22 protein-coding genes are annotated in these 22,226 nt (G+C 41.8%); 18 read left to right on the forward strand and 4 right to left on the reverse strand.

From position 1 onward, the window contains the following. The first annotated feature begins 35 nt into the window (after nucleotides 1-35). The 6 genes from M3629_RS01915 to M3629_RS01940 all read left to right on the forward strand — a co-directional run bounded on the left by M3629_RS01915 (nucleotide 36) and on the right by M3629_RS01940 (nucleotide 5,059). Nucleotides 36-173, forward strand: coding sequence for a paeninodin family lasso peptide (locus tag M3629_RS01915; protein ID WP_251502676.1), 138 nt, complete (start codon nucleotides 36-38; stop codon nucleotides 171-173). Between the two features lie 137 nt (nucleotides 174-310). After that, entirely contained in the window at nucleotides 311-1,258 is a 948-nt protein-coding gene (locus tag M3629_RS01920) for an aldolase (RefSeq protein ID WP_251502677.1), read from the forward strand. Continuing rightward, nucleotides 1,255-1,554 carry a lasso peptide biosynthesis PqqD family chaperone gene (locus tag M3629_RS01925; RefSeq protein WP_251502678.1) on the forward strand — a complete coding sequence of 100 codons (300 nt, stop codon included), beginning with the start codon at nucleotides 1,255-1,257 and terminating at the stop codon, nucleotides 1,552-1,554. The genes M3629_RS01920 and M3629_RS01925 overlap by 4 nt, the downstream gene beginning before the upstream one ends. Before the next feature lie 4 nt (nucleotides 1,555-1,558). Then, nucleotides 1,559-2,041 carry a lasso peptide biosynthesis B2 protein gene (locus M3629_RS01930; protein ID WP_251502679.1) on the forward strand — a complete coding sequence of 161 codons (483 nt, stop codon included), beginning with the start codon at nucleotides 1,559-1,561 and terminating at the stop codon, nucleotides 2,039-2,041. Nucleotides 2,042-2,093: 52 nt separating this feature from the next. Next, complete coding sequence (locus tag M3629_RS01935; RefSeq protein WP_251504421.1) at nucleotides 2,094-3,227, forward strand: nucleotidyltransferase domain-containing protein; 1,134 nt, start codon at nucleotides 2,094-2,096, stop codon at nucleotides 3,225-3,227. Continuing rightward, a complete protein-coding gene (locus tag M3629_RS01940) occupies nucleotides 3,224-5,059 on the forward strand; it encodes an ABC transporter ATP-binding protein (RefSeq protein WP_251502680.1) in 1,836 nt (611 codons plus the stop codon). The genes M3629_RS01935 and M3629_RS01940 overlap by 4 nt, the downstream gene beginning before the upstream one ends. A 122-nt stretch (nucleotides 5,060-5,181) precedes the next feature. Here the strand turns inward: M3629_RS01940 and cysC are convergent, their stop codons facing one another. Then, the gene (cysC, locus tag M3629_RS01945) at nucleotides 5,182-5,820 is read right to left on the reverse strand and encodes an adenylyl-sulfate kinase (RefSeq protein ID WP_251502681.1); all 639 of its coding nucleotides are present in this window, start codon (nucleotides 5,818-5,820) and stop codon (nucleotides 5,182-5,184) included. Between the two features lie 148 nt (nucleotides 5,821-5,968). Between cysC and M3629_RS01950 the strand changes: the two genes are divergently transcribed. Both M3629_RS01950 and pdaA read left to right on the forward strand, forming a co-directional pair. Further along, nucleotides 5,969-6,376 carry a hypothetical protein gene (locus tag M3629_RS01950; RefSeq protein ID WP_251502682.1) on the forward strand — a complete coding sequence of 136 codons (408 nt, stop codon included), beginning with the start codon at nucleotides 5,969-5,971 and terminating at the stop codon, nucleotides 6,374-6,376. 100 nt (nucleotides 6,377-6,476) lie between these two features. Further along, the gene (gene pdaA, locus M3629_RS01955) at nucleotides 6,477-7,256 is read left to right on the forward strand and encodes a delta-lactam-biosynthetic de-N-acetylase (RefSeq protein WP_251502683.1); all 780 of its coding nucleotides are present in this window, start codon (nucleotides 6,477-6,479) and stop codon (nucleotides 7,254-7,256) included. A 141-nt stretch (nucleotides 7,257-7,397) separates the two neighbouring features. Here pdaA and M3629_RS01960 read toward each other — a convergent pair whose 3' ends face one another. Together M3629_RS01960 and M3629_RS01965 are read right to left on the reverse strand one after the other, a co-directional pair. Next, entirely contained in the window at nucleotides 7,398-8,246 is an 849-nt protein-coding gene (locus tag M3629_RS01960) for a DegV family protein (RefSeq protein WP_251502684.1), read from the reverse strand. A 112-nt stretch (nucleotides 8,247-8,358) separates the two neighbouring features. Beyond that, complete coding sequence (locus tag M3629_RS01965; protein WP_251502685.1) at nucleotides 8,359-8,790, reverse strand: hypothetical protein; 432 nt, start codon at nucleotides 8,788-8,790, stop codon at nucleotides 8,359-8,361. A 182-nt stretch (nucleotides 8,791-8,972) separates the two neighbouring features. Between M3629_RS01965 and M3629_RS01970 the strand changes: the two genes are divergently transcribed. Beyond that, complete coding sequence (locus M3629_RS01970; RefSeq protein ID WP_251502686.1) at nucleotides 8,973-9,359, forward strand: DUF423 domain-containing protein; 387 nt, start codon at nucleotides 8,973-8,975, stop codon at nucleotides 9,357-9,359. 157 nt (nucleotides 9,360-9,516) lie between these two features. On the opposite strand, the gene M3629_RS01975 is transcribed toward M3629_RS01970, so the two are convergent. Beyond that, the gene (locus M3629_RS01975; RefSeq protein WP_251502687.1) at nucleotides 9,517-10,116 is read right to left on the reverse strand and encodes a hypothetical protein; all 600 of its coding nucleotides are present in this window, start codon (nucleotides 10,114-10,116) and stop codon (nucleotides 9,517-9,519) included. A gap of 244 nt (nucleotides 10,117-10,360) precedes the next feature. Between M3629_RS01975 and M3629_RS01980 the strand changes: the two genes are divergently transcribed. The 9 genes from M3629_RS01980 to M3629_RS02020 all read left to right on the forward strand — a co-directional run bounded on the left by M3629_RS01980 (nucleotide 10,361) and on the right by M3629_RS02020 (nucleotide 22,106). Next, nucleotides 10,361-11,419 carry a hypothetical protein gene (locus tag M3629_RS01980; RefSeq protein WP_251502688.1) on the forward strand — a complete coding sequence of 353 codons (1,059 nt, stop codon included), beginning with the start codon at nucleotides 10,361-10,363 and terminating at the stop codon, nucleotides 11,417-11,419. Between the two features lie 353 nt (nucleotides 11,420-11,772). Continuing rightward, nucleotides 11,773-12,315 carry a hypothetical protein gene (locus M3629_RS01985; protein ID WP_251502689.1) on the forward strand — a complete coding sequence of 181 codons (543 nt, stop codon included), beginning with the start codon at nucleotides 11,773-11,775 and terminating at the stop codon, nucleotides 12,313-12,315. Between the two features lie 79 nt (nucleotides 12,316-12,394). After that, nucleotides 12,395-13,015, forward strand: coding sequence for a hypothetical protein (locus M3629_RS01990; RefSeq protein ID WP_251502690.1), 621 nt, complete (start codon nucleotides 12,395-12,397; stop codon nucleotides 13,013-13,015). Between the two features lie 32 nt (nucleotides 13,016-13,047). Beyond that, nucleotides 13,048-13,620, forward strand: coding sequence for a hypothetical protein (locus M3629_RS01995; RefSeq protein WP_251502691.1), 573 nt, complete (start codon nucleotides 13,048-13,050; stop codon nucleotides 13,618-13,620). A gap of 4 nt (nucleotides 13,621-13,624) precedes the next feature. Continuing rightward, nucleotides 13,625-14,332: a hypothetical protein gene (locus M3629_RS02000; RefSeq protein ID WP_251502692.1), complete on the forward strand. Its 708-nt coding sequence runs from the start codon at nucleotides 13,625-13,627 to the stop codon at nucleotides 14,330-14,332. A 2-nt stretch (nucleotides 14,333-14,334) separates the two neighbouring features. After that, nucleotides 14,335-16,959 (forward strand): discoidin domain-containing protein, encoded by a 2,625-nt coding sequence (locus M3629_RS02005; protein ID WP_251502693.1) that lies wholly within the window; start codon nucleotides 14,335-14,337, stop codon nucleotides 16,957-16,959. Between the two features lie 52 nt (nucleotides 16,960-17,011). Next, nucleotides 17,012-18,583 (forward strand): hypothetical protein, encoded by a 1,572-nt coding sequence (locus M3629_RS02010; RefSeq protein ID WP_251502694.1) that lies wholly within the window; start codon nucleotides 17,012-17,014, stop codon nucleotides 18,581-18,583. 53 nt (nucleotides 18,584-18,636) lie between these two features. Then, nucleotides 18,637-19,995 (forward strand): LamG domain-containing protein, encoded by a 1,359-nt coding sequence (locus M3629_RS02015; RefSeq protein WP_251502695.1) that lies wholly within the window; start codon nucleotides 18,637-18,639, stop codon nucleotides 19,993-19,995. Between the two features lie 413 nt (nucleotides 19,996-20,408). Next, complete coding sequence (locus M3629_RS02020) at nucleotides 20,409-22,106, forward strand: hypothetical protein (RefSeq protein ID WP_251502696.1); 1,698 nt, start codon at nucleotides 20,409-20,411, stop codon at nucleotides 22,104-22,106. Nucleotides 22,107-22,226: the final 120 nt, after the last annotated feature.

Raw genomic sequence — 22,226 nt, forward strand, 5'->3', positions numbered from 1 at the left:
CTAAGGCATACGTCTCTTGAAGGGAGGTGAATACAATGCAAAACGAAAAAAAAGAATGGCAAGCACCCGTTCTTGAAGTGTTGGACGTGAATGAAACGATGGCAGGGGTAGGATACAGACAAATCGACTGGATTACTGTCCACGATGCAGACTTGTATGATCCAACGTCTTAATTTTTAGTTTTCCAGCTAGTTCATACTTAAAGGGCGGAAATGCAATCAATTCCAGCTTTTTCGCCTCCGCCCTAATATTGAGCTAATGAATATCAGGGCTTTTTTTCATATCTATAACAAGAAGGAGGTACCGTTTATTGTTGCCTGTGCACTATGAAGCTTATGGTTTGCGTTGGTTGAGTCAGATCCCGATGCCTGAGTTGCAGCGTGCACCGATAGATGCGGGTACAGCGCCGGAAGCAGCAGATGTGCAGATTGAGTCTTACGATCTGACAAAGCTGTGGGAGAGCTGGGATGTTGGCAGTGACAATTTTGTGGCGCGAAACGGCTGTCTTTTTTTCAGAATTGAAGACACGGGTCTGTTTTTGATGGAACATGGCAAACGGATCATTGTTTCTCCGGTGTTCGGTGCCGATGAGAAGAAAGTCAGACTATTTATCCTTGGCACATGCATGTCCGTGATTATGATGCAACGCGGCATTCTTCCACTACACGGAAGCGCTGTTGTAATTGAGGGCTGGGCTTACGCGTTCGTTGGACATTCCGGAGCAGGTAAGTCCACATTATCTGCGGCACTGGCATCACGCGGATATCCCCTTCTGACGGATGATGTGGTGGCCTTGACCTGGGATGCTGGCGGAAGAGCAATCGTGTCGCCTGGCTATCCACAGCAGAAATTATGGCAGCCCAGTCTGGACGGTTTCGGCATGACGCAACAGAACTATGCAACCGTTCATGCTGAAATTACCAAATACGCCATACCGGTTCAACACTACTTTCACGAGAGAGCTGTGCCGCTTGCTGGAATCTATGAGCTAGTACCTCAAGCGAATCAAGAAACCAGGCCTGTGCAACTAGAGGAGGTAAGTGGTTTGGAACGTTTACACTTGCTTTGTTCTCATACTTTCCGTGGTGGACTGGTGACACGCCAGGGGCTTGCCCAATGGTTGTTTGAGACAGCTTCAAGACTCTCGGCCAGTGTGGAAATCAGCAGAATAAGCAGAACAGGACCCCATTTTACGGCTTTTGAAATGGTCGAACGCATCATCAATCATATACGCAAAGGAGTGCATAATCGAATATGACAGCAATTAAGCCTATCTATACGAATGATGTAATAACACGGAAGGAAGGCAATCTGGTTAGTGATATGGCCGGCGAAAAGGTGATGATGAGCATTGCTTCCGGTAAATATTATAATCTGGGTAGCACAGGTGGACGAATCTGGGAATTGATCGCAGAGGAACGTACACTGGAAGAATTAATCGAGACGCTTGCTATGGAATATGATATTGGACCGGATGAATGCCGAGAACAGGTTATCTCTTTTTTGGAGCACCTTTCACGTGAAGGACTAATCCATATCTCTAGCGGAGTGTAGGAAGATGTTTCGTAAAGTGAAGGCGTATTTTTCACTTCCAAGCACGATCAGGCGTTTGATATGGGAAGCCTATGTTCTGCTGGGGTGGGCTCGAATCCAAAAGGCAAGGCCGTTTGCCAAAATTGCCCCTGGCCTGGGTATACCTATGTTGGAAACACCTGTTGTTGGACTGAATCGCAATCAGGTAATTGAAATAAGGAATATATCGAAAGCGGTTATGCTTGCCAGCAAGTATACGTTATGGGAAAGCCAATGTCTTGTCATGGCTATAGCTGCAATGAAAATGCTGGAACGGCGTAAAATCGCAAGCACTTTATATATGGGGACTGCACGGAATAAGCAAGGACAACTGAAGGCACACGCCTGGCTACGAAGCGGAAAACTAATCGTGACTGGAGCAGATACGATGGACCAATATACGGTTGTCGGCTTGTTTGGCAAACGATGTCCTGAGAAGGGATCTGGAGATATTGTCTATGACGCATGAAACTGAAATGTACTTAAAAGGGTTTCCGAAGGAGCTCAAGCTAATCTTGAGCATGCTTAGAGGTGATCTGGCAGATCTAACTTCACAGGAAATCAGAAGCCAGCTGCACGGCATAGATTGGGAGCTTTTTTTACAGCTGGTATACCATCATCGTCTGTATTCTGTCCTCTATATGAATTTAAAAAAGGCGAACCTTCCGCATGTCCCTGAAACGATTATGGAGAGATTGAAGCAGCAGTATACAATGAATACCTTTCGCATGTTACAACTAACCGCCGAGATGGAGCAAGTGTGCGGAGCGTTTCGGGAACGGGGCATTCGCACGATTACACTTAAAGGGCCTGCTCTGGCCCATGATTTGTACGGAGATGTATCTTTACGAACTTCTAAAGATCTGGATATTCTTATTCCAGTTCAAGAGGTTGAGGCAGCAGAACATATTCTCACCGATCTTGGTTATAAGCGCAAGGAGGGCGAGAGGGCACTAACTGTTCGCAGTTGGAAGTGGCGGGAACATCATATTTGTTACATCCATCCTGAAAAGCGGACTCAGGTGGAGATCCATTGGCGGCTTAATCCTGACTCTGGGCGAGAAACAGAATTTGAATTGTTATGGAAACGAAGCCGGTTCAGTTTATACACCCATACTCCTGTACGTATGCTGGAAAGAGAGGATTTATGGGTTTATTTAGTGACGCACGGTGCAAGGCACGGCTGGTTCAGACTGCGGTGGTTAATGGACATCGATCAGATGATTCGTACAATGCCGCTCGATATGAAAAAGGTAGAGCGTCGTATGAAAGCCGAAGGGCGTTTATCTATTGGTTCCCAGACTTTACATCTCGCTTCGAATCTGCTGAACACCCCGCTGGATAATACTTACGGACCGATCATGGCTATGCGTGAGCGTACTGGAAGGCGATTAGCAAGAGAAAGTGTGATGTTTATGAATGACATGCTAGACAGTCCGGCTGAAATGAAAAACTATCAGTCTTATCTATTTTCCCTCCGCAGCACGAAGCAAAAATGGTTTTTCTTTATTGAGCGGTTATATCCAAGTACTTGGGACGTGCATCAGCTGCCGCTTCCACGTTCTCTGTTTTTTCTGTATTTTCCGTTACGTCCATTTCTCTGGTTCTGGCGGCGCTTCAAAAAAAGCACGATGGCAGAGAGGGGAAAGATATGATCTCCGAGTTAAACTATTTTATGCGAAAACTGCATCGTATTTCTGGTCCCGTTTTATATTGGAATCTGCTAGCTATGATCTTGATTGGTCTAATGGAAGGAATCGGCATTTACATGCTCGTTCCTATGTTAAGTTTAATTGGTGTTTTTGAGATGGGCTCCTCTGGTATACATATCCCCTGGTTAACGGAGCTACTCCACCGATTCTCTGCAAGTGGTCAATTGCTTCTTGTTCTAGTGGCCTTTGTATTTATCCTCTCGGGACAGGCATGGATGCAGCGTCTTCAGACCATTCGTAATACCCGTATTCAGCAGCAATTCATACGAACGCTACGCTTGGAAACCTACAGTGCACTACTTCGGGCACAGTGGTCTTTTTTTCTCCAAAAACGAAAATCCGATTTTAACCATATATTAACTACAGAACTTGCCCGGGTCAGTCAGGGAACAAGTCTAATTCTGCAAATGGCAGCTTCCCTGATTTTTACAGCGATTCAGATCGGGCTAGCTTTCTGGTTATCCGCCAAGTTGACAGTTCTTGTACTTATCAGTGGTTTGTTATTATTCATAGTGTTAAGAAAGTTCGTGAAACGTGCCAAACAGATTGGGGATCAGACTTCTGAATTCTCGCAGAGCTATTATTACGGGATAACGGAGCATTTTAACGGAATCAAGGATATTAAGAGCAATATGCTGGAAAGTTCGCATATCCACTGGTTTGATCGCATATGCAGACAAATTGAGCGTAACGTAGTTCAGTTTAGTCAGCTTAATACAGGTACACAGCTCATTCACCGGGTATCGGCAGCGATGATCATTGCGGCGTTTATTTATCTTTCATTACAGGTGATGTCGGTGCCTCCAGCCAACCTGTTATTGATTATTTTGATTTTTTCACGGTTATGGCCAAGGTTTACTGCGATTCAGTCTAATCTGGAGTACATCGGCTCGATGCTACCTGCATTTCGGATGGTGAGAGAGTTACAGGATCAGACGGATAAAAACTGCGAGATCCGTGAGCAAATTTCTTCGGTGCAAGTGGCAAATGCATCTACACCCCCACCCCAGCCTATTGCTCCGATCGACCTGGTGGACGGTATCATGTGTGAGCATGTGAATTACCGTTATGAGGGAAGTGACACATATGCATTAAAGAACGTGCAAGCGTTTATTCCGGCTCAAGGCATGACTGCTATTGTTGGTAAATCGGGGGCAGGGAAAAGCACATTGATTGATCTGATTATGGGTCTGGTGAAGTCTGAGAGTGGTCGTATTCTGATAGACGGAAAACCTTTGACTGAGGAACAGTTATTGAGCTGGAGAAGTTCGATTGGGTATGTCTCACAAGATCCTTTTTTGTTCCATACCAGCATTCGTGAGAACTTACGTCTAGTTGATCCGAATGCAAGTGAAGAACAGATGTGGCGGGCACTCCAATTTTCTTCCTCCGCTTCATTTGTTCGCAAGCTTCCCCGAGGCCTGGACACCATTATAGGTGATCGCGGCATACGCTTGTCGGGTGGAGAGCGTCAACGTCTTGTGCTGGCACGGACCATGCTTCGTAATCCCTCGGTACTCGTATTGGATGAAGCAACGAGTGCGCTGGATAGCGAAAATGAACAGCAGATCCATGAAGCGATCGAGCGATTAAAAGGACACGTCACAATTATCGTCATTGCACATCGACTCTCCACGATCCGGACCGCAGACCGTGTCATTGTTTTGGAAGAAGGGCGTGTCATCCAGGAAGGGGCTTATCAGCAATTATCTATGGATTCGGGAGGGACTTTTAGTAAGCTGCTTCATATGCAAGCTGGCGCTGCCGGACAGTAAACCATAAGTCGTGTGCTTATAACGGATTACAGAGAAGAGAGCGCTACTAGAAAGAAATAGAATGCAAAAAAGGCGTGCCGCAAAGGGACGCCTTTCATCTTTATTATTTTGTTTGAATGGAATTAATGAGTTAGGGATGAGTTGGTCTGTACAGGAATATGTAAGGCACCGATTCGTTGCAGATGCTGCACAATCTCTTGAACGGCTTCCTCAATGCTGCATTGTTCGGTATCGATGACGAACGAAGGAGAAGTGGGGATATCATAGGGAGCAGAGATGCCAGTAAAATGAGGGATTTCACCTTTGCGAGCTTTCTTGTACAATCCCTTGGGATCACGCCGTTCACATTCTTCAATAGAACAACGAACGTAGACCTCAATGAAATCTTCCGGTTCAAACAGCTGCCTGACCATCTCCCGATCTTGTGCATGAGGGGAAATAAATGCCGAAAGCACAAGGAGTCCCGCATCTACCATTAACTTGCTAACTTCCCCTATGCGACGCAGATTTTCCTGCCGATCTGCTGCGGTGAAACCGAGATCCCGATTCAATCCATGTCTTACATTATCACCATCAAGCACATAACAGCGAACACCTTGTTCATGCAGGGTTCTCTCTAGTGCAAAGGCAATGGAGGACTTGCCCGCTCCAGATAAACCTGTGAACCATATCGTGCGACTACGATGTCCGTTGTTATTCTCCCGATCCTGCCTATTTAGACTCGATGCTTGCCAAGTTATATGACGATCTTCCTTCGACATGTTATCCCACCTCATTTCAACTGATCTTATGTATAATATTTTAACATATCTGCTAGATTATAGACCATCAAAATTATCTATTAAAGAAGCGTGAACTGTCTGTATATCGGGTATAGATGTTATACACAGAGAGCAGGAGGACAAGATCATGAGTGACAACATTCAAAATATTCAGGTAGGGTTCATGTGCCCTGATTGCGGGCAGCAAGTGAACACCTATTTTATGCAGCAACAAGTGAACACGGTTCGCTGCGAAGGCTGCAATCGGGCTTATACACTCATGAAACCGACGATCGGAGATGAAATTTTGCTGGATTGGGAGCAGGAGGCTCTATATCATAAATTGCGTGCAGAACGTTCTGAAAAGGACAACCATAACATGTCTGCACTTATCATCAAAGTGATTGAGCTTCTAACCTGGCGGGATCAGGGGGACGGTCAGACTCGTGCGATCCAAACGGTAAAAGATTGGCTGGCCACCAGCGGTAAACCTCAAACTTTGCTTGAGCTTTTCCATCAACCAACTCAGTCCTCGCGCGAAAATAAACGGATATAGCGCTAATGATTACATAATATAGACGCTCTTGCGGCATATTACCTGAAGGTGTTTGTGGATCAAAAAACAAACTGAAATTTCAGGAACAGGAGCGGATAACATGAAACGAACGGTGCTATATCTGCTGCTCGGCTTGTTCACCATTAGCATGCTGGCATCACAGGCAGAAGCATCTCCCATCAACGGAGCATACCACTTTGGATTTAAGAAAAGTCAAAATGGCGAACTGCCTTCCATTGACCAGGAAGGTTTCAAGTCCATTTTGGAGCATAATCATGCCATCTTCTTGGGGGACACCAAACAAAAAGAACTGTATTTGACTTTTGATAATGGTTATGAGAATGGGTTCACACCTGCAATACTGGATGTGCTACGAGCAAAGAAAGTACCGGCAGCATTTTTTGTTACAGGTCATTATTTGAAGGATCAACCGGATCTTGTCAAACGTATGGCCGCCGAAGGGCACATTGTTGGGAACCATTCCTGGAGCCATCCGGATATGACTCGGATTTCCAACACTCAAATTAAAGATGAACTCGAGAAAGTGAAATCCGAAGTGCACCGTCTCACAGGACAACAGGCTACATTTTTGCGTCCACCTCGAGGTATTTTCAACAATCGGACTCTTGCAGAGAGTCATGCGCAGGGATATGTTAATGTGTTCTGGTCTGTAGCCTATAAGGATTGGGACACGAATGTACAGCGTGGTGCACAATATGCTCATCAACAAGTGCTGAAACAGCTTCATCCGGGGGCTGTCATCTTGCTACATTCCGTGTCGAAAGACAATACGGAGGCACTTGGAGCAATCATTGATGAGGCACGTAAGCAGGGGTATGCATTCAAAAGTTTGGATGACCTAAAAACCAGAACCTATTAATGATCGAATCGGGTAAGACAAGCATGGATAAAATGATTCGAGTATCAATGAATAATGCCGCTTGATTAGTTGTCGTGAACAAATAAAGGGCATGCCTAGCGATCTGCTGAGCATGCCCTTTATTTGTTGTTTCCATTCGTCCTAATGAATCGTGTTATAGATTATGCCGGTCGTTTTGGGTCCGCAATGACTGCAAATGACACAGCCCGCCGTAGTTAATTCTACGCGTGCTCCGGTTTGCTCCTGTAGCGTCTTTTTTAGGTTTAGCGCATCTTCTTCGGCCATGGTATGAACGACGATCATTAAATCCTTATCAATCTGTTCTTTGTTACGGAGTGTGTTTTGAAGCATCTGCTCCAGCGCCTTTTCTCTTTTACCGCGTACTTTGTAGGCAGGTGACATTTTACCATCGCTTACCCGAATAACGGGACGGATTTTAAGTAAGCTGCCAATCAGATTTTGCATACCGGAGCAGCGTCCACCTTTATACAAGTATTCCAGTGTATCAATAACAAACTCTGTACGCACCGTTGGTTTCATGGCTTCAATCTGCTGAGTAATCTCGGCCAGCGTTTTCCCTTGTTCTGCTGCATGCACAGCTTTCATCACCATCAAGCCAATGCCTGAGGAGAGATTTTTGGAATCAACTACGGAAATTCGTCCCTCTGGGAATTCAGAACTGGCGAGCAGAGCATTCTGATAGGTTGAAGAAAGCTCAGAAGATAAGGAGATGTAAAAAATATCGTCGCCTTGTTCTATGTAAGGTTGAAATGCGGTCATGAAATCAGCGGGTGAAGGTGCTGCCGTTTTGGGCAGAGAACCATGGCGACTCACACGTTCGTATAGTTGCTCTGGTTTGATCTCTTGTCCGTCCTTCAGGGATTCTTCACCAAACACCACATACAAAGGAATGATGCCGATTTCGTACTGCTGGATCCACTCCGGAGCCAGATCACTGGTGCTGTCCGCAAAAATTTTAATTCGTGGCATGTCAATCTCCTTTAGCATTCAAATATTTGGTCATTCATATGTTAAGTATAACGGGGCAAAGGTCAAGCCGCCTAGCTTTAATTATAAAGAACCGGTACTCTCAAGGAAAGCATTACGTCAAGTATATACCGCCAAGTACAAGCACTGTGAAAAACAAAATAAGTAGTCCACTAAGAATCGTGCCAATGACGGCAAAGACTTTCCTGCGATTTTTGAGCGCCAATCCAACAATTCCAAGAATGAGGCCGATGAGATTAAGGACCAAACAGACAAGGAAAGCTAAAGAACCCAGTACGACGGCTGGATGAAAAGCGAGTTCTTCTCGACTGATTGACGATCCCAGAAGTTCAATGGAGTTATTCAGTGCGAGAGACATCAACACAAATGTCACGATATGCCCTAGTAAACCAACCAGCCCAACAACAAAACTCGCGATCCCCGGCCCTGAATGTTTGAGAGGCCTTCCATAGACTTCTGTGGATTCAGGTGGGAGTGTATAATCATTGTTACTTGTGTTAGAATTCGGTGAATTGTAATTATTCATTAAGAGATGCCGCCTCCTTAAAAAATATTATGATTTATATAGGATACTGAATGTTTATTACCCTGTATAGTGTCCAGTGATTTGCATCAGATATTCATAAGGCCTTTCTTTTACTTTAGAGCTTGAATTCGATACAATATATGGAGCCAAGAAGTTCGAACAAATTAAGGGAGAGAATGGGTATGCAACGGAGATGGATGATGCTTGGAGCCATATTAACGATGCTGTCGGTGGCGATTGGTGCATTCGGTGCACATATGCTTAAGGACCGAATTGGTGCGAGTGCAATTGCTACATACGAAACAGGGGTACAATACCATATGATTCATGCGCTTGGTTTGCTGATTGTCGGATTAACTGCTGGGCAGCTCGGAGCATCAACGAAGCTGCAATGGGCAGCGCGTCTGCTGTTCGCGGGTATCATCATTTTTTCAGGAAGCCTGTACATACTTAGCATATCGGGTATCAAAATTTTAGGAGCAATCACACCGATCGGTGGCGTAGCTTTTATTGCTGGCTGGCTGCTGTTTGCAATGGATGTCTGGCAACGGGGGAAGACAAGTTTGTAACAGCCCTTGTTGTTACAAGAATAATCGAATAATAAAAGCAACCTGTGCTTGAATGTTTACCGCATTCCAGAGCAGGTTGCTTTTTGGTTTTTGAACGTTGTTATGAAGATTTAATTTGGATTAAATTCGGGCTAAGTATTTGCTTAAATTTTCAAGCTTACAGCAAGAACTCATCAATTTCGTTTGTTCTGAATGTGTAAACTTGTTTTTCATCGACATGGTAAATACTAACCACATTGTTATCTCGGTCAAAATTAAGTATACGACATGGAATGCTTTGATGTTTGCCGTGTTTGTTGTTCACGACAATTCGGGTGAGGCGATTTTCTTTGATTAAGGATTCAATCCAAGCATCGAACGAATTCGAATCAGCGACATGGGAAGTGTCTGCAGTAGATTTTTTCTTGTCAATTTTTGAAGCTGATGCCTTAGCAACTGATTCTTGTGTTTGTGATTTAGACAAAACTGAATCAACGATCTGCTCTGAATTGCTGGAGGTTAACTGTTCTTTAACTAATGGTGGTGACTCTATGAGATTTTGATTAGAGTCAGTAGAATTTTTTCTAGCCTGGGTCATAGCTTCGATAATTTGACCAAGCTCAATTCCGGAGTGAATCCGAAAGTCCGCAATTTGTTCTTCTTTGTTTATGAACTCGATCAGGGACTGCAGTGCTAGTGCATTTGAACGGCTCTTAATAAGTATATCGACATTAAATAAATAGCCGACGTCATCTTGATTGGATAAGGTTTGTTTCATTCATCCCAGCCCCGTTAAATAATGTGTGAGCACGTATGTACTCTAATATACTATAGCACTAATATGATGGAAATCATAGTACCAAAGACTTAGAAAATGGCTGAATGTAAAACTTGGAACCCTCCTTCGCAATTTCCTTATATTCTACTTTTTTCAGCCCATGAACATCCCTTTTACAGACTTCATTAACCTGACTCCCAGTTATAATTTAGTAATCAGGTTAGGAAGCAATAGGGGGAATACAATGGACAATTCATATCAGAATCGATTGAGATACGTATACAAAGTCACCTCTTCAAGAATTCAAAAAGCGAATTATCAACTGTCTCTAACCTATCAAGAGGCTTCCGTAAACGGAGAAATAGCAGCAATCGGTAACCATCAAGTCTTCCGCTTCATAGATCAGCTTCGCTCACAGAAGAAAATGGAAGAACAGTGGAAGGAGGTTCTGCTAGAACTCAAGCGTATCGAAGCGTTGAAGCCGACAGTTCAGCATAAACGAAATATTAAAAAACTGCATGAAGATCAGAACAAACTTAAGTTTGTTGTAGATTATCTACTGGTCATCATCGAAAATCATAAAGATTGTGATCGCTTAGACTCATCCAAAGGGTTTGAACTGAATGGTAAAAAATACAAGCGTTTGATGGCTACCACCGGTGGGGCCGAGAGATCGACTGTGATCTACGTGAGTGAGGACATTCACACACCACTGGAACGCAGACTGAATAATGGCAGAAATCCAAATATGGAGATGATTCCTGCCAAATTGGAGGCTTACAAAGCTCTTGCTTGTAGTACCAGTACTCCAGTATCTCATCCAGAGCTTGTGTTGGTTGTGCCGGACTGTGTCACCGAATTTTGTGCCGATATTATTCAAATTGATGATGTAGAGACCGAATATCTACAGGTTGAGAAGAAACAAGATCGGCCCACTACATTGAATATGAGTAATAGATTCGGTTTGATCTCACCAGCACTGAGTAACAGATGGGCAAAAGAACTTGGTCATGATTATATTCCTAAAGGTTTTGGGATCCGCAACAGCTTCTGCAAAGGCATGGTGTTCACGTTTGACTATCATGAATTTACTGATCGGATCGCGCGTCAATATATGGTCATGGATGCTTGGGGAGATTCGGTAGATATACGTGAAGTGGATCTGATTATAACGACGTCTATGCTCAAGCTTTGGCAAGCGTACAACGGAATAAACGACTATCTGTTATGTTGTGGTTATCATGGATACACTTTTAGCGTAACCCAAGTAACACCTGAAGAATTAGAGGTGAGCGATATCTGAATTATCAATTCATTCAGTCTCCGCAACTTAGCGGTAGCAAAAATTAGGGTGTTAAATCATCATTCTGTATGATACAACCAGGCAGGTGAATCATGTCAAATGAATTAACTTTAGGAAAAGTAGAAGCCTTGATGAGAGAAACTGTTAAAAGGGGGATAGCCGGAGATTATTGGTGTTCAGACCCCTTTCCTATTTCAAAGGGGAATTCTAAATATGAAAGGATAGTGTTCTGTAGGGGGAGTCCCTGGATCCTGAAATATTTTCAGAGTACACATTGTTGAAGCAGGTTCAAACTTGCAGTAATTTGCCATTCAATTAACGATTAGCACTTAACACAAAGGAGAATGATTCGTATGACTCAACCAATTATTTCATGGATGGACGCGACACATAACAAGGAGATTATAGCTCCGTTTGATTATCGAGTGATTGATGCTGATGATAAAAGTGACATTTTTATTTTCAATGTTTGGAATAACAAAGGCGGTGCTGAGGATGTATCCAAAATGGAGGATTGCACCATTACTACACGAGACCTGGATGGAGGCAATGGGGATACCGAAAAATTCAATATTGAAGCTGTAAGAAACAACTGGTTCCATGTGCAGGTGGACTCCCTTGGAGAAAATGATCTGGATGAAGAGAGCTCGCGTATAGGTAGAGACTTTTCGAAGCCTATTGGAACGACAGGTAAAACAACACTGGATTATTCAGGTGCTCCTCATGCTACACCATTGGTGCCAGGAGCAAAAGAAATTTTGGGCGTTAACAATAATGGCAAACCGCAAGATGCCGCAGGTAACTATGTGACACTCTCCATTCAATGTGAAGTTCCTTTGAACGCTCGCAGCGGTAAACAGGAATTCAAGAAACGTATCTCCTATCGTTACGTGTAAGGTTAGTAGATGAAAGAAAGAGACAGGCTATTCAGTCTGTCTCTTTCCATTTTTATACCGTAGTTGAGGAGGCAAAATTGTGATCTTAGGTCAAAGGCAGTATACTCGTTCACCGGTACCGCAAGCTTATATATGGATTGCCGATTATTACGATGGAACTTTTTTGAGCGAATATGATCTGCAGACAAAACGTTCAACGAATTTTTATGATATTCAAAAAGATAAGCTCGTATACTTCGGAGTCATCGGGCAAGGTTCGCAGGTGTATTACAACGTTGCCAACGGAGTTTTCCATATCAACATGGATCGTTATTCGATCGCTTATGAATGTGAAGGGCAAGAGTATCCGCTAACGGGAAGAACATTTGTATACAATGATATTATCCAATACAAGAATGGATCTTCCGAAACAAGCATAAGACAGTTTACTGGCCGAAATAAATCGGGAGCTTTTAGAAACGCGATTGAGTGTTTTAATTTTGGCTACAAAAAAACAATGGATCTGCATGATGCGAAAATCAATTTTCAATGTGTGTGCTCTTTACCAATGAACCAAAGTGCATTCTTTCAAATTAAGATTACTTCGAATATAGATCTGCCTGGTCATCTAATCATTCGTAAAAATGGGTTGATCATCGATCGGGTCGTAGCTTCGTTAAAAGCTAACCATGCGGGAATAATGAACTGGGATCTTCGCTAACGAGATCTCGGGCAAGACAAGGGGGGATGGATATGGCGATTCAGGAGATTGATTTAGATATTGATTTGTCCATTGGTACATTTAACAATACGATTTACAAGGATCAAAAGTTAAGACTTGAAGAACAGGGGAGAGATGCGGATGGAAATGCAATTTATGTCTCCTCGGGTTTCTGGGAGTCAGAGGCTATTCTAATTCGGGATAAGTTTGCTTCTTTCAAGGGAGTATCTGCCCACATTAATAACTCGGAAGGTTCGGTATATAAGATCTATTGGAGTACCTCGGATGACGGATTCCAGTGGACTGAATACGAGAGTGTGCAGGAGCAAGTTGCTGCTCCCAAAGCCCAAGCGAAATATGCCAAGGTGAGAATCGAGATCACTGCGGAGAAGCAGGAATCGACCTTTTACACAGACAGTTTCATGGAGAAGGTGAAGTATAGTAATCCTTACATAGAAAGTGAATCCGGTGTGCTTCGGTTAAAAACCAAGTACGCTTTAAAGATGGATCAGACAGCGGTCACTTCAACAGGAGCGGTCTATCTACAAAAGGTTGAGCGTACGAAAATCAAAAAGATAGATCAGATCAGAGTAGGGAAGGGGTGATTCGATGGCAGTTCCTGCAACGACCGGGCAGTTGAGAGAACGTGTAGAGGATATGGTGGTGGGAGATTATATTGTCTGGAAATACGATAACGCCATTAATGAATATATTTTTGGGGGGAGTACAAGTGGATATACCGAAATTGCAGTAACAGGACATCCATTGGCTAATATGCCGTCCAAATATTTTTGGTATGCGATCAAGGTAGGTAAAGGGTTACTGATAGCAGATCGAGTTGTAAGCCATACGGTGACATGGGATTGGCTGAACGCCAATAGATTCGTTGAAGGCTCACCACGTACCATTAGTGGTATCTCAGGAGTCGTTCGTTGTCTAAGCGGTGGTGTTACATATGCGGATGCTGATGGTAATAGAACTTTTGAAAACAAGAACACGGGATGTTTCCCTGTGGATAATGAATGGGATAAATACATCATTAACTTTCCTGTCGCCTTAATTCAAAAAGAAATGCAATTGAATGATGTGTGGAATTACGATCAAGGTGTTCAAACTTGGACAAGTGATACTTCAGCTAATGGGATCTATACCTCAAGTTCAGGTACAAAATCAGCACAAGTGAATAGTACATACAGAAGTATTAGGGGAGGGGACAGCCTTTTTTCTGGTGCATGGGGAGGGTTTGGAATCTACCCATCTAACGCTTCTTCTATTGATTGCGGATTTCGTCCAGTATTTGAATATAAGGAGGTGTAGTAATGGCAACAGTAGGAGAGCAAATCAAAGAACCGGAAGCAGGATGGAGACGATATGATGACACACATCCTGGGTTAAAATATACAGGGACGTGGACTACTCCATCTCCAACAAATGCAGGTTACTATGGAGGAAGTATAAGAGTAACTAGCCGAGCCGTGGATAATAACTATGTTACATTTTCCTTCTTTGGAACAAAACTCAGGATTATCTCTGATTTTTATTCCGACAGGCATTCGGATAACGCTATTACGATAGATGGTGTAACAGAGACATACAGTGCCTTTCGTACAGTAGGTACATCTAGTCTTCAGCAAGCTATAGTGTATGAGAAAGTTGGACTGACTCTTGGCTTTCATACAGTTTCAATTGCAGCAGGACATAACCGTATAAATTTCACTTTAGACGCCATAGATATTGATGAAACGGGGTATTTGAGCGGGTATGCTTTGACTTCTCCAGAAGCAGGGTGGAGGAGAATTGATAATAGAGATTCAAAACTCACTTATACAGGGTCATGGGGGACTTGGACAAGCACCTCTCATTATTTGGGTGAAATCACAGCCTCTAATGTTGTGGGTAGCAAATTAAACTTCTTTTTTAAAGGGACTAAGCTACGTATTATTGATGAACGCAATCCTAATAGAACTAAAATTGCTAAGTTGTCTATTGATGGAAAACAAGAGTTTTATAACAGTAATGGGACGCAACTACTGCAGGTGGTTGTTTACGAGAAAACGGGAATGTCTAATGATATCCATCATGTTGAGATTGAAGTTATTGATTCAAACTATGTGGGTGTAGATGCGGTGGACGTTGATGATGATGGTTATTTAATAGCTCAGGTCGGGCAAAAATTAACTGCTCCAGAAGTAGGTTGGAAAAGGTATGATGATGCAACTTCAGAAATTAAATATGAAGGGACGGGTTGGGTCTCTGCCAAAGGAGATTCTAACACATACGCAGGAACAGCTCACTACGTTACCTTAAATGGGGTAACTTCAAATAATATTAAATTTGATTTTTATGGAACAAAAATGAGAATCATTGACTTGTATTGGACTAACAGAGTGAATAATGTGACCATTGAGATTGATGGTGTGATTTCAACTTGGAATCCCAATAATTCATCTAACAAATATCAAGTCATGGTTTTTGAAGTCATTGGATTATCAGAGACTTTGCATAATGTAAAAATATCTACCACAAGTTCGAGTGGAACACTTTCTATAGATGGGGTAGATGTTGACTCTACTGGACGCCTGTTTCATCCAGATGAAGTAACCAATGTTGCAAATCTTGAAGTTGGCAAGCGTATCAGATGTCATTACCAGTCTTCAATAGCCAATACAATTGGAACATTCAGCGGATTAGGGGAACAAACATCTGCTTTTATCCCTGATACAAGTTCAGCAACACCAAATGGTGATTTTTATTTCATTATGGTTGAGGATTGGAATGGTCGCAAGCTACTGGTGGCAGATCGAAATATTCAGAATGCTATTAGCTGGGATGTTATTAATGCAAACGGTATGGTTGGTGGGAAGTCAGTTTCATTCGCAGGACTTACAGAGGCAGCTACTTCAATTCGGCTCCTTACAGGTGGTATCAACGCATCAGATAAAGATAATGAATGGGATAAGTACATCGTACACTCCAACTTGAATGGAAAGGTCGCCACTGGAGATAACAATGTATGGAATTATAATGGTGGTACTTCTTGGACTTCAACGACCAACGCTACTGGAACAGGAAACAGAACAGGTCGGGGGGCAAATGGAAACGCAGGAGCCAGCGGATACAATCCGTCAGCCTATCTAGCGGTGGCAACTGCCACAGGGTTCAGACCAGTAATGGAAGTTACTATTCTTCCTATGTATAGGTCGTTAATTAAATATGCCGGGACATATCAAAAGTATGAAAAAGGTGATTTTCCTGAGACGATTTATAGAAACGCAAACCCGACCATGACAAGTAACACATCGCCCCAAGGTGTTGTGAGTACTAGTAGTATATACAATTCGACTTATGAAGGCTGGAAGGCAATGAACGGAGGAGTTGTAGGAGTAGATGATTGTTGGGCTACAGCCAATAATACTCCTTCCGGAACGTTAACGTATCAATTTGTCAGCACAGCGAGGATTGGAGCTTATGCCATAACTTCAAGAGATGCAACGGATACTTTTTCCGCTCCAAAGAATTGGACATTTGAAGCTTCTAACGATGGGAAGAACTGGGTCTTTTTGCATACTGTCAATAATGAGGCCACTTGGACTCAAAAACAAAGAAGAGTATATGTTTTAGATGGGAATTATTCTTACGTGTACTTCAGATTAAATATAACTGCTAATTATTCAACATCGTATACATCAGTTGGCGAGTGGGAGCTTATAGAAGTAATAACAGTCGAGGGAAAACAGGCTGGATGGAGCCCCGTATCAACAAGCCTACCAGCAGAAAACACTTTATTTAAAGAAGGGATGGCAGATCTATCTGTCTTTGATAGAAAGTTGGAGCGATGTAATCAAATTATGGTTAGTAATGGATCATTAGGCTCAGGTAAGTTATTCAAGTCGAGCTTGAATTTGAAGAAGTATTTTGAAATAACAAATGTAAATGCGAAGTAGAGCATGACGATCTGCTTTTTATCCTTGATCTTGTTTAGGAGATGATCTTTTAATGGCAACTTTGGGCGAAAGGCTACCAGCACCAGAAAATGGTTGGAGAAGATATGACCATCTATACTCTTCAATTACCTATACAGGAACTTGGAAAACAGAGACTTTAGCTTCCAATTACGGTGGGTCAGCCACATATACACAAACTAGTGGAGCTACCGTTAACTTTAGTTTTCAGGGCACAATGTTAAGAATTATAGGTGCAAGATTAGCCGGCAGGACAACAACAACACAAGTGATTGTTGATGGAACACTTCGTGGCATAATTAATGAAACTTACACAAGCGGTGGATTAACACAAGCTTTAGTATTTGATATTTCAGGATTAACAGAGGGCATACATACGGTTCAAATAAAAACGGTGGACACCGCATTATTCATTTTTGACGCTATTGATATCGATTCAAAAGGATATTTGCTTTGGGGAGTATCCACATCCCCAGAAACGGGGTGGGCAAGATACGATATTGTGAAAGACATGCCTAACGTTGCTTTTACAGGTGTATGGAATACAAATTATACATTTGCAGGATGGTGGGGAAGTACACTAACTTCGTCTAGTACTTTTGGTAAGATAGGCTTTTGGTTTTATGGAACAAAACTACGTATTTACGATAGTCCAAATACGAATAGATCAACAAAAAACATGATTTCAATCGATGGACTAAATAAAGAATACAGTGCTTATCGTACAAGTGTTTTAGATCAAGTTATCGTTTTTGAAATTACCGATTTAAGTTTAGGGTATCACTATGCAGAAATTTCGATACCCTCAACGGAGATTGGGAAAATTCTTGCCATCGACGCTATTGAAATTGATTCAACAGGCGAATTCAGAAATCCTTATAGCAAGATGTTACTCTCGTCAGGCAACATGTATTATTCTAAAGTCAATCATATTAACAACGAATCATCCGTGCCTAGAATGACCTCTAACATTACCCCATCTGGTATTGTGAGCGCAAGCAGTGTTTACAGTTCTATTTACGAACCATGGAGAGTATTTAGCGGGGGGAATGTTAGCAATACTGACTGTTGGACTACCAACAATATTAGAACGGGGTGGTTGATGTATAAGTTTGACAAGGATAAACAAATCGTAAGATATTCAATAACTTCTAGGAATGACAATTCATACAGAGGAGATTTAAAAAGATGGACATTTGAGGGAAGCACAGATGGAGTTGTTTGGGATGTATTAGACTATAGAGTCAATGAACGCGAGTGGAGTCCAAATGAAAGTAGAAATTATACTATTTCAGACTACGAAAAATCTTATTCATATTTCAGAATTAATGTGAGTGAAACATATGCTGTTGGCAATGCGGCGTATATTACAATCGGCATGCTGTCCTTTTACGAGTATTTGCCTGGTGTGATGTTGAAATTAACGGATTATTCGGAAGCAAATTTTTTGAAATACGGAATAGATCTCAACCTTAATAATTTTTCTGAGGTTATTCAGCAATACATTTCATTAAAAAATTCCAATTCATTACTTGGCGCTGGAAGAATATATGAACATGTAATTGATATGGCAAAGCGAAGAGTAGATAAAATTACATTAGAATAATGTAGAACACATCTATATGGTGTGCTTTATTTGTTTTAAAAGGAGCCTTTTTAATGTCAAATTATAATTCTACATATACAACGTATTTAATGAATAGGTATGGAGTTGCATGGTATAAGTTTAATGAAACAGTTGCAACATCTGTAGTGGATAGTAAGGGAACAAGCGTAGCAACCGTAAATGGAACGACGGTTATTCCCGGAATTGAAAATAAGGCAAGATCCTTTAATGGGACAAGCGATTTCATAAAATTTAATCATGCAGTAATTCCAGTTGGTGCAAAAAGCATTCGCTTTAAGATCAGGGTGCCTACTAACCTCCCCAATAGGGATACTTATTTAATGATAAATTTAAGTAGTTATGCTTCACAACATGGGATGGGAGTTCAAGTTCATCCGAGTACAGGTAAACTATCTTTTGCAAACGCTGCGGGAACGCAAGGATTTAGATTCTGGATTCAATCCCCTACTTCAGTATGTGATAACCAATGGCATGATATATTATTTACTTGGGATGGAACTACAAAAACAAATGCCGTTAAGCTATATGTTGACGACATGAGTATTCCTGCGGTTACTGCAACATCCCAATTGTCGGATGCAACAGCCTATGCAGAGGTACTACAGATTGGAAGATTATCAAACACATCCTATTACGCTAGGTTTGATATAGATGAATTAGAAATTTATAACGCGGTTATTGATCCGCTTATCAAAAAATACTTTATTTTATCAGGTGATAAATACTATAGTCTTTTAGATAAATTTACCGACAACGTAATTCCAACAATGACAAGCAGTACATCTCCATCGGGTGTGGCTGAAGCTAGTTCTACATACTCAACATTCTATCCTTGGAAGGCATTGGATCAGATCGTAGATCATAATGGGTGGGCAACAGCAAGTGGGGTTTTAACTGGTTGGTTAAGTTATGAGTTTTCAACATATAAGGTTATAGAAGGATATTCTATAAAATCGGGCACGACTCCTGCAAAGCGACTCCCTAAAAATTGGACATTTGAAGGATGGGATGGAGCGAAATGGGCTCCTCTTGATTCAAGATCTAATCAAGCTAATTTCGCAGAAGAAGAATTTCGATTCTTTGAAATCAAAAATAAAATTGCTTACAAAAAGTACAGAATTAATGTGACTGCAAATCAAGGAGCTACTGACTTTTTAACAATCGGTGACTTTGGCATGTACGAATCAAAAAAAATACTATTAGATGTTGATAAAAACGAACGACATTTTCTTAATTATGGATTAAGCAAAGGTGATCTTATTGAGTTTGATGAAAGCATATATGAAATAAGATTTATGAATAAAACATCGTCATCATTTGGTACAGGAAAAGTTTTCAAGCAAACAATAGACACATCTAAGATATTAATCAAGAAAGCAACTATCACTTAATTCATATAAAATGATTCTTTGTTTAATTTAGATTTTAGAAAGGAGACTTGATAATGGCAGATTATTTTATTCAGTTAGAAGGGTGTTTTAGTGGTAATTGCATTCGATTAAATGAAATTGAATTTTTTGATGAACTTGATAATAAAATTGCTTACTCGGTTGTACATGCGTACGATAGTGTAACTAGAAGCGTGCCTTATTACTGGAATCATGCAACAGTTTTCAACAAGAAAGGATTGAATGATGGAAATAAAACTTATAGTTCGAACACATCAACGGTTCTTTTGTACAATTCCTCCAATCCTTCAATGACTCCTTTAGATTCTGATTTTACGCGAATATTAGTCAGTTGCAGTAATAAACCATTTAAAGTAGTCTTGAACTTTGTAAATATTGAGCCGAGTCTGGGTGGAGTGGCAAAATTCATTTCAGTTTTCGAGGGGGGAGCTCTATCTTTAATAGACAGTGGAATAAGTGTAATTGCACGTAAACCTTTATTGAATAGTCTTACTGAGCAATCTTTTGATGGTTCTGTTCATTATAGTTTGATTAACCACAATTCAATTTATAAGTATTATGTAGATCGATGGTTAGAAATAGGAGTTTCGGCAACAGAGCAAGACTTCCTCGCATACGGAATGAGCGACATCTCCATTATCCCCGAATCCGCTTGGTCACAACTTGAAGGAGAGATCGAATTATGCTACTACACAGATGATCCCGCCAAAACAGAGGTATCCTTCAACATCGAAACCGAACCGTTCACCCTCGCGGAAGAGTGGGAAGACAAAGAGATTAAAATCATTGAATATACCGATGATCCAAACCAAACGGAATCGACGATCACAATCGAAACCGAACCATTCACCCTCTACGACGAGTTAGGCGACAGTGTAGAGGTGCTCTATTATACAGACGATCCGGCGAAAACAACGGCAGAATTGAATTTTACGGCGAACTACTCCCCATTGGATGAACTTGAGGGAGATTTTGACGTGGTCACATGGACCAATGATGAAGAAATTATTGCTGGCAATCGAGATATGGCACTAGTTTATGATGCGCTACCGTTCGAGCAGATGATTGTACAGCCAACCGATCTGGTATTATACGGGGATCTCAAAAAGCTGGTGGCTACTAAAATCGTTGACAGTCGCACCGAGGGGACATTAAGATTCGCTGCTTCGTTTGATTCCGGGCTGACGTGGAAAACGTATCGCTTCGATAGGTGGGTCAGTCTGGACATTCAGAACACGACATTGTTCAAAAGAAAAGGCATGACTGTTGAAACGCTAAATACGATTCCTGAACAAGACCTGGCAGGACTCACTCGGGTAGCGTATTATCTGGACAACAGTGAGCATTATGAGAACAGCTATGCTTTGGATCAGATGAAGATGGTTGTGGATGCTCCCCGTCATACGGTGGAAGTTCAGCAGATGGCGCTGCAAATATTGAATACAATCGCGACGATAAACCTGACTTTCTCCGGAAATAAACTTCAAGGTGTGCTGGAAGATGCGGATAAGGGCAAAGTGAGATATCGTGTGCTTTTGAACGGCCAATCGTATTATCCAGCAGATGGACAGTTTACACGGTTACTGCCTTCGCCGTTTAATATTGAGATTAACATGGATGAACGGAAGTTCCTCTTTGGCAAGGAAAATTCGTTAATAGTTGAGTTCCAGGATTATTGGGGGGCGGTAGATTCCAAGGAGTTTAGTTTTATTGGAACTTATTCAGGACTCATGTTTATGGACGAATCAGGAGATTACTTATCGGATACGTTTGGAGGCATTCTGAAGCAGCTTGATTATGAAGTGATCATTGCGGGTCAAACAACATTAACCAAGAAAGTTACACTTATCAATCAACTTGGATATGCTGTAGATCATGTTTATCTCGAAATGGACAAGAAATTCCAAAAGAGTGGAGTTGAAGTTCAATTATCCCGACAGGCAGATCCATTTCTGCCGTTGGATTACTTGACTTATGGGCTCATCAAGCCGGAAGAAAGCATTGATTTTTATATTCGGATCGCAACTGATATTCATGCCAAGCCAGATCCGAATGGAATTTTTGAGATGATTGTCAGGGCCGATCGAGTGTAGCTCTCAATACAATGAGACAGGAAGTGAGCGGAATTACCAACGGGGAGACGTCTTTAAACAGCTATATACATCTTAAAAGTCCGGATAATCGTTTTCGAGCGAAATACATTCTATACAATC

This window comes from Paenibacillus polysaccharolyticus, assembly GCF_023714295.1.
Taxonomy (GTDB): Bacteria; Bacillota; Bacilli; order Paenibacillales; family Paenibacillaceae; genus Paenibacillus; species Paenibacillus polysaccharolyticus_A.